Origin of the sequence: Dyella solisilvae, assembly GCF_003351225.1 — a bacterium.
Taxonomy (GTDB): domain Bacteria; phylum Pseudomonadota; class Gammaproteobacteria; order Xanthomonadales; family Rhodanobacteraceae; genus Dyella; species Dyella solisilvae.
In genome coordinates this window covers 75,291-89,905 of sequence record NZ_QQSY01000007.1, presented here as the reverse complement: position 1 = coordinate 89,905, position 14,615 = coordinate 75,291, and the positions used below count along the sequence as shown (strand labels likewise).

The 14,615-nt window shown below is 64.8% G+C and carries 12 protein-coding genes and 4 tRNA genes; 8 read left to right on the top strand and 8 right to left on the bottom strand.

The window, feature by feature from the left end:
• Position 1: 1 nt before the first annotated feature.
• From DVT68_RS18585 to DVT68_RS18575, 3 genes are all read right to left on the bottom strand, one after another.
• Complete coding sequence (locus DVT68_RS18585; RefSeq protein ID WP_114826702.1) at positions 2-1,339, bottom strand: UDP-glucose dehydrogenase family protein; 1,338 nt, start codon at positions 1,337-1,339, stop codon at positions 2-4.
• Positions 1,340-1,490: 151 nt separating this feature from the next.
• Entirely contained in the window at positions 1,491-2,261 is a 771-nt protein-coding gene (locus DVT68_RS18580; RefSeq protein ID WP_114826701.1) for an FKBP-type peptidyl-prolyl cis-trans isomerase, read from the bottom strand.
• 223 nt (positions 2,262-2,484) lie between these two features.
• On the bottom strand, positions 2,485-4,254 hold the full coding sequence (locus DVT68_RS18575; RefSeq protein WP_114826700.1) for a cation:proton antiporter: 1,770 nt from the start codon (positions 4,252-4,254) through the stop codon (positions 2,485-2,487).
• A 241-nt stretch (positions 4,255-4,495) separates the two neighbouring features.
• On the opposite strand from DVT68_RS18575, the gene DVT68_RS18570 reads away from it, so the two are divergent.
• The 3 genes from DVT68_RS18570 (at position 4,496) to DVT68_RS18560 (ending at position 4,823) form a co-directional block, all read left to right on the top strand.
• Positions 4,496-4,571 (top strand) — tRNA-Ala (locus DVT68_RS18570).
• 11 nt (positions 4,572-4,582) lie between these two features.
• A tRNA-Glu gene (locus DVT68_RS18565) sits at positions 4,583-4,658 on the top strand.
• 88 nt (positions 4,659-4,746) lie between these two features.
• Positions 4,747-4,823: transfer RNA gene (locus DVT68_RS18560), tRNA-Asp, on the top strand.
• Positions 4,824-4,986: 163 nt separating this feature from the next.
• On the opposite strand, the gene DVT68_RS18555 is transcribed toward DVT68_RS18560, so the two are convergent.
• Both DVT68_RS18555 and ppsR read right to left on the bottom strand, forming a co-directional pair.
• Positions 4,987-5,481, bottom strand: a complete 495-nt coding sequence (locus tag DVT68_RS18555; RefSeq protein WP_114826699.1) for a DUF1249 domain-containing protein — start codon at positions 5,479-5,481, stop codon at positions 4,987-4,989.
• 17 nt (positions 5,482-5,498) lie between these two features.
• A complete protein-coding gene (gene ppsR, locus DVT68_RS18550; protein WP_114826698.1) occupies positions 5,499-6,314 on the bottom strand; it encodes a posphoenolpyruvate synthetase regulatory kinase/phosphorylase PpsR in 816 nt (271 codons plus the stop codon).
• 233 nt (positions 6,315-6,547) lie between these two features.
• Between ppsR and ppsA the strand changes: the two genes are divergently transcribed.
• The 3 genes from ppsA to DVT68_RS18535 all read left to right on the top strand — a co-directional run bounded on the left by ppsA (position 6,548) and on the right by DVT68_RS18535 (position 10,473).
• Positions 6,548-8,920, top strand: a complete 2,373-nt coding sequence (gene ppsA / locus DVT68_RS18545) for a phosphoenolpyruvate synthase (RefSeq protein WP_114826697.1) — start codon at positions 6,548-6,550, stop codon at positions 8,918-8,920.
• A 375-nt stretch (positions 8,921-9,295) separates the two neighbouring features.
• Positions 9,296-9,385: transfer RNA gene (locus DVT68_RS18540), tRNA-Ser, on the top strand.
• A 386-nt stretch (positions 9,386-9,771) separates the two neighbouring features.
• A complete protein-coding gene (locus DVT68_RS18535) occupies positions 9,772-10,473 on the top strand; it encodes a PP2C family protein-serine/threonine phosphatase (protein WP_114826754.1) in 702 nt (233 codons plus the stop codon).
• A gap of 16 nt (positions 10,474-10,489) precedes the next feature.
• Here DVT68_RS18535 and dnaQ read toward each other — a convergent pair whose 3' ends face one another.
• Genes dnaQ through DVT68_RS18520 form a run of 3 tightly spaced genes read right to left on the bottom strand, consistent with a single transcriptional unit; the run spans position 10,490 to position 12,367 of the window.
• Positions 10,490-11,212 carry a DNA polymerase III subunit epsilon gene (gene dnaQ / locus DVT68_RS18530; protein WP_114826696.1) on the bottom strand — a complete coding sequence of 241 codons (723 nt, stop codon included), beginning with the start codon at positions 11,210-11,212 and terminating at the stop codon, positions 10,490-10,492.
• Positions 11,209-11,652, bottom strand: a complete 444-nt coding sequence (rnhA, locus tag DVT68_RS18525) for a ribonuclease HI (RefSeq protein ID WP_114826695.1) — start codon at positions 11,650-11,652, stop codon at positions 11,209-11,211. Before rnhA ends, dnaQ begins: the two co-directional genes overlap by 4 nt.
• A gap of 31 nt (positions 11,653-11,683) precedes the next feature.
• Positions 11,684-12,367 carry a methyltransferase domain-containing protein gene (locus DVT68_RS18520; RefSeq protein WP_114826694.1) on the bottom strand — a complete coding sequence of 228 codons (684 nt, stop codon included), beginning with the start codon at positions 12,365-12,367 and terminating at the stop codon, positions 11,684-11,686.
• A gap of 223 nt (positions 12,368-12,590) precedes the next feature.
• Here DVT68_RS18520 and gloB point away from each other — a divergent pair, with 223 nt between their 5' ends.
• Positions 12,591-13,355, top strand: a complete 765-nt coding sequence (gene gloB / locus DVT68_RS18515) for a hydroxyacylglutathione hydrolase (protein WP_114826693.1) — start codon at positions 12,591-12,593, stop codon at positions 13,353-13,355.
• On the top strand, positions 13,352-14,572 hold the full coding sequence (locus tag DVT68_RS18510) for a LysM peptidoglycan-binding domain-containing protein (protein ID WP_325050450.1): 1,221 nt from the start codon (positions 13,352-13,354) through the stop codon (positions 14,570-14,572). The genes gloB and DVT68_RS18510 overlap by 4 nt, the downstream gene beginning before the upstream one ends.
• Positions 14,573-14,615 lie beyond the last annotated feature (43 nt).

Sequence of the window (14,615 nt, the reverse complement as noted above, 5' to 3'; positions counted from 1 at the left end):
CTCAACGCCTCAGGCTGCGGCCACGGCCGATGCCGTAATAAGCCAGGCCCGCTTCCTCGACCGCGCTCGGATCATACAGATTGCGGCCGTCGAAGATCGCCGGTTCCGCCAGCATGCCGCGGATGCGGTTGAAGTCCGGGCTGCGGAAGGCCTTCCACTCGGTCACGATCGCCAGCACATCGGCGCCCTCGAGGGCCTGATAGCCGCCGCTGCACAGCACCAGGTCGTCGCGGTCGCCGTAGATGCGGTGCGTCTCCGTGCGCGCCTCCGGGTCATAGGCGCGCACCTTGGCGCCGGCCTTCCACAACGCCTCCATCAGATTGCGACTGGACGCCTCGCGCATGTCGTCGGTGTTCGGCTTGAACGCCAGGCCCCACAGCGCGATGGTCTTGCCGGCCAATTGGCCGTCGAAGTGGCGTGCGATCAGGTCGAACAGCTTGGTCTTCTGGTCGTGGTTGACCGCTTCCACGGCGCCCAGCAGGCGCGCGTCGTAGCCGACGCTGCGCGCGGTGCGCTCGAGCGCCTGCACGTCCTTCGGGAAGCACGAACCACCGTAGCCGGCGCCCGGATAGATGAAGTGGTAGCCGATGCGCGGATCCGAACCGATACCCTGGCGCACCAATTCCACGTCCGCGCCCACGCGCTCGGCGATGTTGGCGATCTCGTTCATGAAGCTGATCTTGGTGGCCAGCATCGCGTTCGCGGCGTACTTGGTCAGCTCAGCCGAACGCTCGTCCATCACCACGGTGCGCTCATGGTTGCGGTTGAACGGCGCGTACAGCTTGCGCAGCACGGCAACTGCGCGCTCGCTCGAGCTGCCGATGACGATGCGGTCGGGACGCAGGCAATCTTCCACCGCGTCGCCTTCCTTGAGGAATTCCGGATTGGAGACGACGTCAAACTCCACCGACGCGCCACGTTTGGCCAGCTCATCGGCAATCGCCTCGCGCACGCGATCGGCGGTGCCCACCGGCACGGTCGACTTGTTGACGACCACGGTGTAACGGTCCACGTGCTGGCCGATCGTGCGCGCCACACTGAGCACGTACTTGAGATCGGCGCTGCCGTCCTCGTCGGGCGGCGTGCCCACCGCGATGAAGACCACCTGGCCATGCGAGATGCCCAGCGCCGCGTCCGTGGTGAAGTCCAGTTGGCCGCTTTCGTGATTGCGCTTGACGATGGGCTCCAGGCCCGGCTCGAAGATGGGGATCTCACCCTGCTTGAGGCGCGCCACTTTACCCGCGTCGATGTCGACGCAGACCACATGGTTGCCCATCTCCGCCAGGCAGGCGCCGGTAACCAGACCTACGTAACCGGTGCCGAAAATCGTGACCTTCATTGTCGCAAGAACTCCCGGAAGCAAGACCCGCGATTCTAGCAGGCTGTCCGTTCAAGCAGACCGGTGAGCGTCAGCCTGTCGCAATGAAAAGAAAACGGGGCGCGAATTGCTTCGCGCCCCGTCGGGAAGAGCCGTTGCAACCGGCTAGCGATTACTTCGCGCCGCCCGGCTGCTCGCCGCCCTGGGTCGGACCAGTCTTGACCAGGTTGACGTCGAAGATGATCGTCGCGTTCGGCGGGAAGCCGTTCTGCGGCTGAGCACCGTAGGCGATGTTCGCCGGGATGAAGAACTTGTAGTGGCCGCCGACCTGCATCAGCTGCATGCCTTCACGGAAGCCCGGGATCACGCCAGCGAGCGGGATCGAGGCCGGACCACCACCCTCGTGCTTGGACGAGTCGTCGAACACCTGACCGTCGACAAAGCTGCCAACGTAGCTGACCTGCACCGTGTCGCTCGGACCCGGGCGGGCGCCGGTACCCGGGGTGATCACCTGGTACTGCAGGCCCGAAGCGGTGGTCTTCACGCCCGCAGCGGCCTTGTTCTTGGCCAGGAAGGCCTCGCCGTCGGTCTTGTTCTTGGTCGCGACCTGGGTGTATTCGGCCTTGGCCTTGGCCTGCAGGTTCGCCACGAAGGCGTCACGCACCTGCTTGGCTTCGGCTTCGCTCATGGTCGGCTTCTGGCCCGACAGCGCCGACTGCAGGGCGCGGGCGACGGTCGCCGGATCCACTTCTTCGCGGACGAGCGGCGGCAGCGAGCTGGCCAGATCCCAACCAACCACGTAGCTGGCCTTGGTCTTGTCGACGGCCGGCGCAGCGGTGGCAGGGGCGGCAGCCTTCGCAGCCTGTGCGTGCACGCCAGCGGTCATGCCCAGGGCAACAGCGAGCGCGGCCGCCGTCAGCGTGGGACGCAGAAATTGCTTCATTTGAAACTCCCTCGTATTTGGATATGCCGGCGCTACCGGACTACGCCCCCCCGATGGAGGCAGGCCCCGCATTGTGCGGTGCTTGTTGAGTCTTGGCAACGATGCGGGTCCTATGACTGTCGGTCGTGATTAAAAGTTCACGAAACGGCTCAACGGCGCGGTTTTTTACGATTTCTGCACATTCGCCGACGAACCCCTCCGGCCCCCGTTTCGGGTCAGTCGCCTATGCGTGTCCGTCGCCGGAGCGCCCCGGTTTGTCGAGCGTGTCACGCAAGGCCGCCTGCAAGCGCGCATGCACCTGCACCAGCCCGCGCCAAAGCAGCCAGGCCAGCAGCAACAGCACCAGCACCAGCACCACCGCCACTTCGCGCGGCGGCAAGATGGTGGACGCCAGCGCCGCCACCAGCAGACCAAGCACCCACATCGCGGCCAGCGGAATGAACCGCGCCAGCACTCCGCGTATGCGCATGTTGTAGGCGCCGCCGATGCGCTCGGGGATGCTCAGCTCGGCCAGCAACATGCCGAGCGCCGTCGCTTTTCGATACGCCGCCACGATCATCGGCAAGGAGACGAGGGCAGCGATCGACCACGCCAGGCTGCGCTTCACCTGCGGCCGGTCGGCCAGGAAATCCCAGTGGAAGAAGCCGCGGCGATACAGGAACGACATGATCAGGAACGCGGCGACCACCAGCATCATGTTGATGATCACATGCCATACGAGGCGCCGGATCATCTTGGCGACCATCGCGCCCTGCCCGCTCAGGCTGAGGTTGCCCATCCAGTCGGTATAGGCGGCGAACAAGCTCGACACGCCTTGCGGCAGGCGCCGCCCCAGCGCCGTCGCCAGAGGATCCGAAGCGCGGATGAGGTATGGGGTGAGGAAGGTCGTGATCGCGGACACCGCCACCGCAACCGGATAGAGGAAATCACTGGTCACCTTGAGCGTGAGGCCCAATGAGGCGATCACGAAGGAGAACTCGCCGATCTGCGCCAGGCCCAGGCCAACCCGCAGCGAAGTGCGCGCATCGTTGCCAGCCACGAAGGTGCCGAAGCTGCAGGTGATCACCTTGCCAAACACCACCACCGTGGTGACCAGCAGGATCGGTTCCCAGTACTGCAGCAGCGTGGCCGGATCGATCAGCATGCCGATCGCCACGAAGAACACCGCGCTGAACACGTCGCGTACCGGCCCGACGATCCGCTCGACGCGCTCTACATGCTGCGACTCGCCCACGATCAAGCCGATCATGAAGGCGCCCAGCGCCACGCTGTAACCCATCTCGGTCACGAGCAGGCAGAAACCGAAGCACAGGCCCAGCACCGCCACCAGCAGCACGTCGTCCCGCGCCACGGCCGCGATGTAGTCGACGACGCGCGGGACCAGCAGCAGACCGACCACCAGCGACACCGCCATGAAAAGCGTGAGTCGCCCGATCGCGCTCACGGCTTCGCCAGCCGCCAGTCCGCCGGTGCTGGCGATGCCGGTCAGCAGCGCCATCAACACGATCGCCAGCACGTCTTCCACGATCAGGATGCCGAACATCAGCTGGGCAAAGCGCTCGCGCTTGAGGTCGAGGTCGTCCAGCGCCTTCATGATGATCGTGGTCGAGGACATCGACAGCATGGCGCCCAGGAACAACGCATCCATCGGCTTCCAGTTGAAAAGGCGGCCGATCTCGTATCCCAGCCACAGCATCAACACAATTTCGCAGGTCGCCGCCACCAGCGCGGCGCCGCCGACTTCGCGCAGTTTCTTGAGACTGAATTCCAGACCCAGCGCGAACAGCAGCAGGATCATGCCGAGCTCGGAGAGGGTGCGGATCGTCTGCTCGTCGTGGATGAACACCACCGGAAACGTAAACGGCCCGACCAGCACGCCGGCGATGATGTATCCAAGCACGACCGGCTGACGAAGCCGCTGGAAGATCACCGTCGTCAGGCCCGCGATCAACATGACGGTCGCGAGGTCCTGGATGAAATGCAGATCGTGCATCGACGGATTCCGATGGGACGTCGGTCAAGACTAGCAATCGATCAACCGATGCACAGCCCCGATGGGCGTTATGTGCACGCACTCGCCGCGAAAGGCTCTTCGCGTGCAGCGCCACGCGAACTCCGATGCGATGTAAACGCCTGATGTGATTTGCGCGTGAAAAATAATTGAAAGAATTTCACGTCGAACGCTTGACGAAATCGCGATCCCTATCTATTCTTTCGGGCTTCCAGAGGCACACGGGGCCATAGCTCAGCTGGGAGAGCGCCTGCATGGCATGCAGGAGGTCGGCGGTTCGATCCCGCCTGGCTCCACCAAATTTAGACACGTCCCCATCGTCTAGAGGCCTAGGACATCACCCTTTCACGGTGGCGACCGGGGTTCGAATCCCCGTGGGGACGCCACTCTAACTCTAAACCGGGTTCCGGCGTAGCAGTGAGAGTGGTCATGGATGAAGTCGAGTTGGTGTTGCGTTGGAAGCAGTAAAAATGTGGAGCGGTAGTTCAGTCGGTTAGAATGCTGGCCTGTCACGCCGGAGGTCGCGGGTTCGAGTCCCGTCCGCTCCGCCACTTTACGAAGAGCCCGCCATTGGCGGGTTTTTTGTTGCCTGAAATAAACCACACGCTTTGCCCTGCCCTACGGATGCGCGCCATGGGCGACTTCCATTGCCTCAGGACAACCCGCCAAAAAGCGTTCGATTAACGCTGCGAGGCGCGCGCCCAGGGCACCCTCCTAGATTGGCGACGTTTCGTCCGGCCAGTGGTGATCTTCCAACCGTTCCAGGGTTCCCTTCGAATGCCCCTGCTCGCCCAGGTATTCCAGCCAACGCGAGAGGAAGCCGTTCATGCGCAGGCGGTGCTGGAGCACGGTGTGCGCCGGCGGAAACGGACCAAGCACCTGCCACAGATGCCGGCCCGGATGGCAATGCAGGGCTTCGGCCACGTGCGCATCGGTGTACATGCGCAATTGCGCGGAGGGCGAAGGCTGCCCGGTATGCGCGTCGAGGAAGTTGTAGGTGAGCTCCAGCTCCAGCGTATACGGGTGGCATTCCTGCACCTGCAGCCGCACATCGAGCCCGTCGTCCACGCTGGACAGGTAGAACCCCGGCGCCAGTTCCTGCGGCGCAAACAGCCGCACCAGCCGGTGGTAGTTCTCCGCATACAGCCCCATCAGGAAGCCGAAGCGTCCCGGCAGTAGTGCGTTGCGGCTGTCCAGTACGGCGCTCATGGGCGATGGTGGCTCCTTTAGAACATGGTCCGCTCGATGCCGAAGCGGTCAAAAATCTTGCTCGCGATCTCCTCGATGGAGACATGTGTGGTGTTGAGGCTGGGTATCCCCTCGCGGCGCATCAGCTTCTCGGCCTGAGCCAGCTCCCACTTGCACTGCTCCAGCTTCGCATAGCGGCTGCCGGCGCGACGCTGCTCGCGAATCTGCGCCAGCCGCAGCGGGTCGATGGTGAGGCCAAACAGGCGGTCGCGGTAGGGACGCAGGCGCGTCGGTAGCTCCAATTTGTCGAGGTCGTCGTCGGTCAGCGGGTAATTGGCGGCGCTGACGCCGTAATGCAAGGCCATGTACAGGCAGGTAGGCGTCTTGCCCGAGCGCGACACGCCCACCAGGATCAAATCCGCCTGGGCATAGTCCACGTCGATGCCATCGTCATGCGACAGGGCGTAGTTGGTGGCGTTGATGCGCGCCTCGTACTTGTCGAAGTCGACCAGGCCGTGCGAGCGGTTCACGGCGCCGGAGCGCTTGGCGCCCAACTCTTCCTCCAGCGGACCGATGAACGGGGCGAACACGTCCAGCATCAGCGCGCCGCTCTCGGCGACGATTTCGCAGAGATCGCGCGAGGCCATCGTGTTGACCACGATCGGGCGATCACCGGTCTGGGCGTAACGGGTCTTGATGCGCAGCGCCGCCGCCTCGGCCTTGTGGGCGTCATCGATGAATGGCAGGCGATGCTTCTCGAACTGGACCCCCTCGAACTGGGCCAGAATGCTGTTTCCGATCGTCTCGGCCGTAATACCAGTGGAATCGGAGATGAAAAAGATGGTTCGCTGCATGGGTAACCTGAAGTCCCGGACCGTTCTTGCCGCACACCTTAGCGCAACGTAAAAAGCCTGTCCCAGCTTGACTATCCGCTGACTGGTATGCAGCTGGCGCGGGTTTTGGCCGGAATGGTCTTCTTGTGCTGCGCACCATTGACAGCGGACAATACCAGTTCTTTGTAGCCCGATTCCGGGATGGATCCGGGCCTGCCCGCTTCAAAAACTTATGAGCTCTTGAGGAGATTCCCTTGAACGACCTGGTGCTTTGGCTCGATACGCTGCGCATGACCGACCTGGGCAAGGTCGGTGGCAAGAACGCCTCGCTGGGCGAGATGATCGGCAATCTCGCCAAACTCGGCGTGTCCGTGCCCGGTGGCTTCGCCACGACAGCCGACGCGTTCCAGCAGTATCTCGACAAGAGCGGCGTCGCCAAGCGCATCCAGGCGCGACTGGCCTCGTTGGACGTGGATGACGTGGAGACGCTCACCGCCGCCGGCAAGGAAATCCGTGAGTGGGTCACCGAAACCCCGCTGCCGGCCGACCTCGACCAGGCCATCCGTGACGGCTACGCCAAGCTCTGCAAGGACGCCGGCGCCGACAACATCGCCGTCGCGGTGCGCTCCTCCGCCACCGCCGAGGACCTTCCGGACGCCTCATTCGCCGGCCAGCAGGAAACCTTCCTCAACGTGGTGGGCATCGAGGACGTGCTGCACAAGGTGAAGGAAGTCTTCGCCTCGCTGTACAACGACCGCGCCATCGCCTACCGCGTGCACCAGGGCTTCAAGCACGAAGACGTGTTCCTCTCCGCCGGCGTGCAGCTGATGGTGCGCTCGGACGTGGGCGCCTCCGGCGTGCTGTTCACGCTCGACACCGAGTCCGGCTTCCGCGACGTGGTGTTCGTCACCGGCTCCTACGGCCTCGGCGAGATGGTCGTGCAGGGCGCCGTGAACCCGGATGAGTTCTACGTGTTCAAGCCCACGCTCAAGCAGGGCAAGCCCGCGGTGCTGCGCCGTTCGCTCGGCGCCAAGCAGCAGCGCATGGTGTATTCCAACACGCCCGGCGAGCGCGTGAAGATCGAGGAAACCCCAGCCGAGCTGCGCAACAAGTTCTGCATCAACGACGACGACGTGCAGGAGCTGGCCAAGCAGGCGCTCATCATCGAGCAGCACTACGGCCGCCCGATGGACGTCGAATGGGCGAAGGACGGCAACAGCGGCAAGCTCTACATCGTGCAGGCGCGTCCGGAGACGGTGAAGTCGCGTTCGCAGGCCACCCAGCTCGAGCGCTTCCACCTCAGCGAGAAAGGCAAGGTGCTGGCCGAGGGCCGCGCCATTGGCCAGAAGATCGGCTCCGGCAAGGCGCGCGTGATCCGCTCGCTGGCCGACATGAACAAGGTGCAGCCGGGCGACGTGCTGGTCGCCGACATGACCGATCCCGATTGGGAGCCGGTGATGAAGCGCGCCGCCGCCATCGTCACCAACCGCGGCGGTCGCACCTGCCACGCGGCGATCATCGCCCGAGAGCTCGGCGTGCCGGCCGTGGTCGGCACCGGCAATGGCCTGAACGTGATCCCTGACGGCGCCGAAGTTACCGTGTCCTGCGCCGAAGGCGACACTGGCATGATCTACCAGGGCGAGCTCAAGTTCGACCGCGTCACCGCGGACCTGGGCGACATGCCCGAGGCCCCGCTGAAGATCATGATGAACGTGGCCAATCCCGAGCGCGCGTTCGATTTCGGCATGCTGCCGAACGCCGGCATCGGCCTGGCCCGCCTGGAGATGATCATCGCCAGCCATATCGGCGTGCATCCCAAGGCGCTGCTCGAATACGCCAAGCAGGACGCCGCCACCAAGCAGAAGATTGACGAGCGCATGGCCGGTTATGCCGACCCGGTGTCGTTCTATGTCGATCGCCTGGGCGAAGGCATCGCCACCATCGCCGCGTCGGTGTATCCGAAGCCGGTGATCGTGCGCCTGTCCGACTTCAAGTCGAACGAATACGCCGGCCTCGTCGGCGGCTCGCGCTACGAGCCGCACGAAGAGAATCCGATGATCGGCTATCGCGGCGCCAGCCGTTATGTCGATCCGGGCTTCGCCGAGTCGTTTGCGCTGGAGTGCAAGGCGGTCAAGCACGTGCGCGAAGTGATGGGCCTGGACAACGTGTGGGTGATGATTCCGTTCGTGCGCACGCTCGGCGAAGGCCGCAAGGTCATCGAGGTGCTGGGCAAGAACGGCCTCAACAAGGGCGAGCACGGCCTGAAGGTCATCATGATGTGCGAGGTGCCGTCCAACGCGCTGCTCGCCGATGAGTTCCTGGAGATCTTCGACGGCTTCTCGATCGGCTCCAACGACCTCACGCAGCTCACTCTGGGCCTGGATCGCGATTCCAGCATCGTGGCCAACCTGTTCGACGAGCGCGACCCGGCGGTGAAGAAGCTGCTGGCGCTGGCGATCAAGACGGCCCGCGACAAGGGCAAGTACGTGGGCATCTGCGGCCAGGGCCCGTCCGACCACCCGGATCTCGCCGAGTGGCTGATGGACCAGGGCATCGAATCGGTGTCGCTGAACCCCGACACAGTGGTCGACACCTGGCTGCGCCTGGCCAAGCGCAAGGCGGCCTGATCAGTTCGGCAGTCACGGGGGCGGTGGAAACACCGCCCCTTTTTCTTTGGCACAGCCTAAGGATTCGCTGGGAAGCGCGCCGGCACAAAATACGGCAGTGGCGGACCGCTTCGATCCCGCCTGACGATCAGGAAAGTCGACATAGGTAGCGCCAACGGCGGATCGCCCGTGCGGCGTCGCGCCACAAAGCGCGGTCATCCTGTCGCCCTGCACCACCAACGCCCCGGCTCGTGGCCGGTGCCCGGAAAACTTGCGCGCAGCCCGATGCGCGAAAGACCCGCGTGTTCGCCCGTACCGGATTTTTCACTCCCCCATTGCCACCCGCCGCCGTACCGCGTAAGATTGCCGGCTCGCGTGGACCACACGCACCGCTTCGGAGAGGTGGCAGAGTGGTCGAATGTACCTGACTCGAAATCAGGCGTACGTGTAAGCGTACCGTGGGTTCGAATCCCACCCTCTCCGCCAGAAAAGCAAAACGCCCCCTCGTGGGGCGTTTTGCTTTTCTGGCGGTGACGGCTGGGTGAGAACCCACTCGGGTTCGACAAAATTGCCTGGAGCAACAAGGACAGCCGCAGGCTGGCCCCGCAGCGCGTAAGCGCGGAGGGGTCAGGGCCATGGATGGCCCTGACAATCCCACCCGCCACGCTGGCCGATGTCTTTTGGCCTCCCGACTCGAACTGCCACCAGCAACCAGCCAAATCGCATACCGAGACCGAGTCACTGGATGCCTGCTTTCGCAGGGATGACGCACCGACAGATTCGCCGCATCAACACTCTTCCACCCCACTGATTCTTTGCGCATTCCCCCCACTTCCGTCATGCTCGCACCGCATCGCCACACCAGGCCCTTCATGATCGAGTTTGGACACGGAACGCACGTCGGCCTGCGCCGCGCGCGCAACGAAGACACCTACCATGCCGACGCTTCGCTCGGCCTGTTCCTCGTGGCCGACGGCATGGGCGGGCACCAGCATGGTGAGGTGGCGTCGGCGCTGGTGCGGGACGCGGTGGCTGATCTGGTGGCGCGTGGACACAGTCTGGTCGAAGCCGTGCGCGCCGCGGACGAGCGCCTGATCCAGCACAGCCGCGGATTCCACGACGCGCGGCCCATGGGCACCACGATTGCCGCACTGCGCCTGCATGCGGACAGCTACGAAGTGGTCTGGGTCGGCGATAGCCGCGTCTATCTGTGGCAGAAGCATTTGCGCCAGGTGAGCCACGATCATTCGCTGGTGCAGGAACTCGTCGCGGCCGGCACGCTTGATCCGGCCCAGGCGGCTCGTCATCCGCAACGCAACGTGATCACCCAGGCGCTTGGCATCACCGCGCCCGATCAGTTGCACATCGGCATGGCGCGCGGCCGTCTCGAACCGGGCATGTGCTTCCTGCTGTGCAGCGATGGCCTGACCGAGGATGTGCCGGACAACGCCATCGCAAGCATCGTGTCGCGCCAGGACCTCTCGGCGCAGGAGTGCGTGGAGCACTTGCTGCTTGCCGCCCTGGAAGGCGGCGGCAGCGACAACATCACGGCGATCATCGCGCGCGTCAATTGACGGCGCGCTCCCGCATTCAATTCACCGCCGGCGCCTGATCACGACGCCACACGCTGGCGCCGCCGGCGTTCTTGTCGAGTGCATCCAGACGACGCTCGTGGGCGACCAATTCCTCTTCGTTCGCGCGAAGCACTCGCGGGCGCCGATCAAGGACGACAGGCGCGAGCTTGACGGTGGCGCCCTGCTCCTGCGCGCCTTCGAAACCCAGGTCCAGCACGACCTGGCCTGAGGTCATCGACAGGTATACCTCGGCCAGCAGCTGCGCGTCGATCAGGCCGCCATGCAGGTCACGCGCCGAGTTGTCCACACCGAGGCGCTTGCAGAGGGCGTCAAGGCTGTTGCGCTGGCCTGGGTAGCGCTCGCGCGCCATCACCAGCGTGTCGAGCACGTTGCAGCGATCCTCAATGCGCCCGTACGACGCGCCAAGCCGCGCCAATTCGGCATTGAGGAAGCCGACGTCGAACGTCGCGTTGTGGATGATCAGCTCGGCGCCATCAATAAAGGCCAGGAACTCCTCCACCACATCGCCAAAACGCGGCTTGTCGAGCAGGAACTCGTCCTCGATGCCGGTCACCTGGCGCGCGCCCTCGTCGATCGCGCGATCGGGATTGAGGTAGGTCTGGTAGTGGCGGCCGGAAGGACGCCGCTCGATCATCTCCACGCAGGCGATTTCGATCAGGCGATGTCCCTGGCGCACTTCGAGACCGGTGGTCTCGGTATCCAGCACGATCTGCCTCATGCCTTGCTCCTGAACTGTTCGGCCTGCTCACGGGCCGCGACATCAACGCGCTCGTTCTCCGCGTGACCGTTGTGCCCCTTCACCCAGTGCCAGCGCACCTGGTGCGGCTGCGTGGCCGTCGACAGGCGCTGCCAAAGGTCCTGGTTCTTCACCGGCTTCTTGTCGGCGGTGCGCCAGCCATTAGCGCGCCACTTCGGCACCCACTCTTCGATGCCCTGCATCACGTAGCGCGAATCGGTGGTCAACGCCACTTTGCACGGCCGCGTCAGCGCTTCCAGCGCGGCAATGGCGGCCATCAGTTCCATGCGGTTGTTGGTGGTATCCGGCTCACCGCCGGCCAGCAATCGTTCCGTTCCCTTGGCGCGCAGCAGCGCAGCCCAGCCGCCCGGCCCGGGATTGCCCAGGCACGCGCCGTCCGTAAAAGCTTCCACTTCAGTCATTGTCACTCGTCGACAGATCTTGGGTTGTTCGTCAGGATGCCGCGCTGCGCCGGACGCCGGGCGCGAGGCCCACGTTGACCGGCGCCGGGGCCGGCTTGGGCTTGAGGCGAATGGGTGTAGCCATCCGCCTGCGCTTGCGGGCGATCAGCAGATAACCGCCACCGAAGGCGTGCGCCGCATGCAAACCCGCGTAAGCGCTGGGCCACAGCTGGCCCACTCGTTCCACCCGCTCGATATCCAGCTCGATCCGCCGGACCCAGCGCTCGAGCAGAATCGGCGAGTGCACCGCGGGCGTGCGGCCGCCGGTACGCCAGACCATCCACGGCAGCCACGCACTGAACGGATGCAGCCCGGTCAGCGCCAATACGCCGCCCGGCGCCAGCACGCGCGACGCTTCCTCCAGCAGTTCGTGGGGCGCGGTCGATACTTCCAGTGCATGCCGCAGCAGCACCAGGTCGAAGGCATCATCCACAAACGGGAGGGGATCATGGCCGCTGGCGCGTACGTCGCCGGCGTAAGCGCCGCCATCGATGTTCAGCCGGGTCCAGTTGGCCAGCAGCGGCAGCACAGGCGGCACGTCTTCGCGTGCCGCACTGAGGAGCAGCGCGTGCGTGCCGGCGCAGCGCTGCAGTTCGGGCGCCAGCGCCACCGTCTCCTCGGCCAGCAGGCTGCGCAATGGCCCGCTGGTGTAGATGTCTTGGTCGCGCTGAGACATGCCTGGGCGGCCTGGTGGGATCAATGCCGACAGTGTACCGGCAGGGCGCTGTGGCGTGTCCTGGTTTGCAGGTCAGCCATTAACTCCGCCACAAGGCTGAACAGTGCAACGGCCCGTTAACATCTCACTAACCAGTGCGCCGCCAAGCCCCCTTATAGTCGGGCACTTCGCGCAAGCCAAGGATGCCTGCGTCAGTCGATACGAAACCGCGGAGGAACCCTCCTTGCACGTCGTACCGTTACCGGCGCTTGCCGACAATTACATCTGGCTGCTGCATGACGACGATGGCCAGGCCATCGTGGTCGATCCGGGTGACGCCACGCCAGTCGAGAAGGCGCTTCGCGAGCGCGGGCTCCTGTTGCGCGCCATCCTGCTGACGCACCACCACCACGATCATATCGGTGGCGTGGAGTCGTTGCTGCGCCATCACGCGGTTCCGGTCTATGCGCCGCACGACGAGCGCATCGAGATAGCCGCCCAGCGTGTCGCCGATGGCGACGTCGTCACGATCGCCCTGCCGCGCGCACGCTTCAGCGTCATCGCAGTTCCCGGTCACACCACCACGCATATCGCGTACAGCGGCGAAGGCGTGCTGCTGTGCGGCGACACCCTTTTCAGCATGGGCTGCGGTCGGTTGTTCGAGGGCACGCCGGCGCAAATGCTCGCATCGCTCGATCGTCTCGCCTCCCTGCCCGGCAACACGCTGGTTTGCTGTGCGCACGAATACACCGCCGCGAACGGCCGCTTTGCGCACACCATCGAGCCGGACAACGCGGCGCTGGTTGCACGCCAGCACGAAGTTGCCTCGTTGCGCGCGCACGACCAGCCCAGCCTGCCGGTGACCATGGCCACCGAACAGGCCACCAATCCCTTCCTGCGCACCGACAGCGATGGCGTGATTGCCTGGAGTCATCGCCACGGCATCCAGGGCGACCGCGTGGCGCGTTTCGCCGCGCTGCGCGCCAACAAGGACGTATTCCGCGGATGATCTCCCGTCGCCTACGCCCATTGCCCCTCGCGCTGACGGTCTTCCTGGCCGCCTGCGCTACCGGCCCCGCCCAGAAGCTCCAGGCGCCCGTCACACAAGCCCCTACGCCGGAACCCGTCCACGACATTCGCCATCCGGTATCGGCGCCGGTGATGCCTGAGCGCGGCGACGCCAACCTCTGGGATGACCTGCGCAGCAGCTTCGCCATGGCCGATTGCGACGCTGATCCCGGCATTTCGCTGTGGGCGCGCCGCTATACGCAAAATCCGGATCGCTTCGAAGACCAGATAGCCGCGGCGGCGCCGCGATTGGCGTACGTGCAACAGATTGCCGCGCGCCATCACGTGGCGGGCGAGTTCGCCCTACTGCCGTGGGTCGAAAGCCAATACCGCCCGATCTCCGGGGGCAAGAACATGCCAGCCGGCATGTGGCAAATCATGCCGGCGACCGCCAATGCGATGGGCATCCGCGTCGACAAGAATTTCGATGGTCGCCTGGACGTCCCGGCCGCCACCGATGCGATCATGGCGCTGCTGAGCCGTTACCACGACGATCTCGGCGACTGGCGCATGGTCGACTACGCATTCAACGCGGGTGAGTTCGGTATCCGCCGCATCGTCAATGAGCACGGGCTGCCGCCGGCGGAACCGGTCATCCCGAGGATGCCGGTGAAGGCCATCACGCGCGAGCACCTGGTGAAGCTGTTGGCCATCGCCTGCGTGATTCGCGACCCGGGCCGTTTCAATGTCAGCTTGCCCACCTTGGCGCCCGAGCACCGGCTGGTCGCGGTGAACATCGACAACTCCATGCCGATCGCGCATGCCGCCAGCCAGGCGGGCATGTCGCCCGAGGAGCTGAAGGACCTCAACGCCGGCTTCCGCAACGGCATGATCGACTCACAGGCCTCGCCCTACGTGCTGCTGCCGAGCGAACACGCCCAACAGTTCCGCAACTCGCTGTTGAGCGACAACCGCAACGCCGTGCAGAGCGTGCCTGGCGCCACGGTGTTTCCGCCGCTCAATGCCTCGCTCAGCGCCGCAACGAGCGATGACGCGTCTGCGCCTTCCGGCAAGACGCACACGGTGAAAAACGGCGAGACGCTGTGGAGCATCGCGCGTTGCTACTCGGTGGGGATCAAGCAGCTGGAACAGTGGAACCATCTCTCGGGCCAGGGCGTAAAGCCGGGCCAGGTGCTCAAGGTCAGCGCCCCCGGCTGAGCCGCCGAACGCACGCCGGTGGGCAAGGCGCGACGCTGCTAGA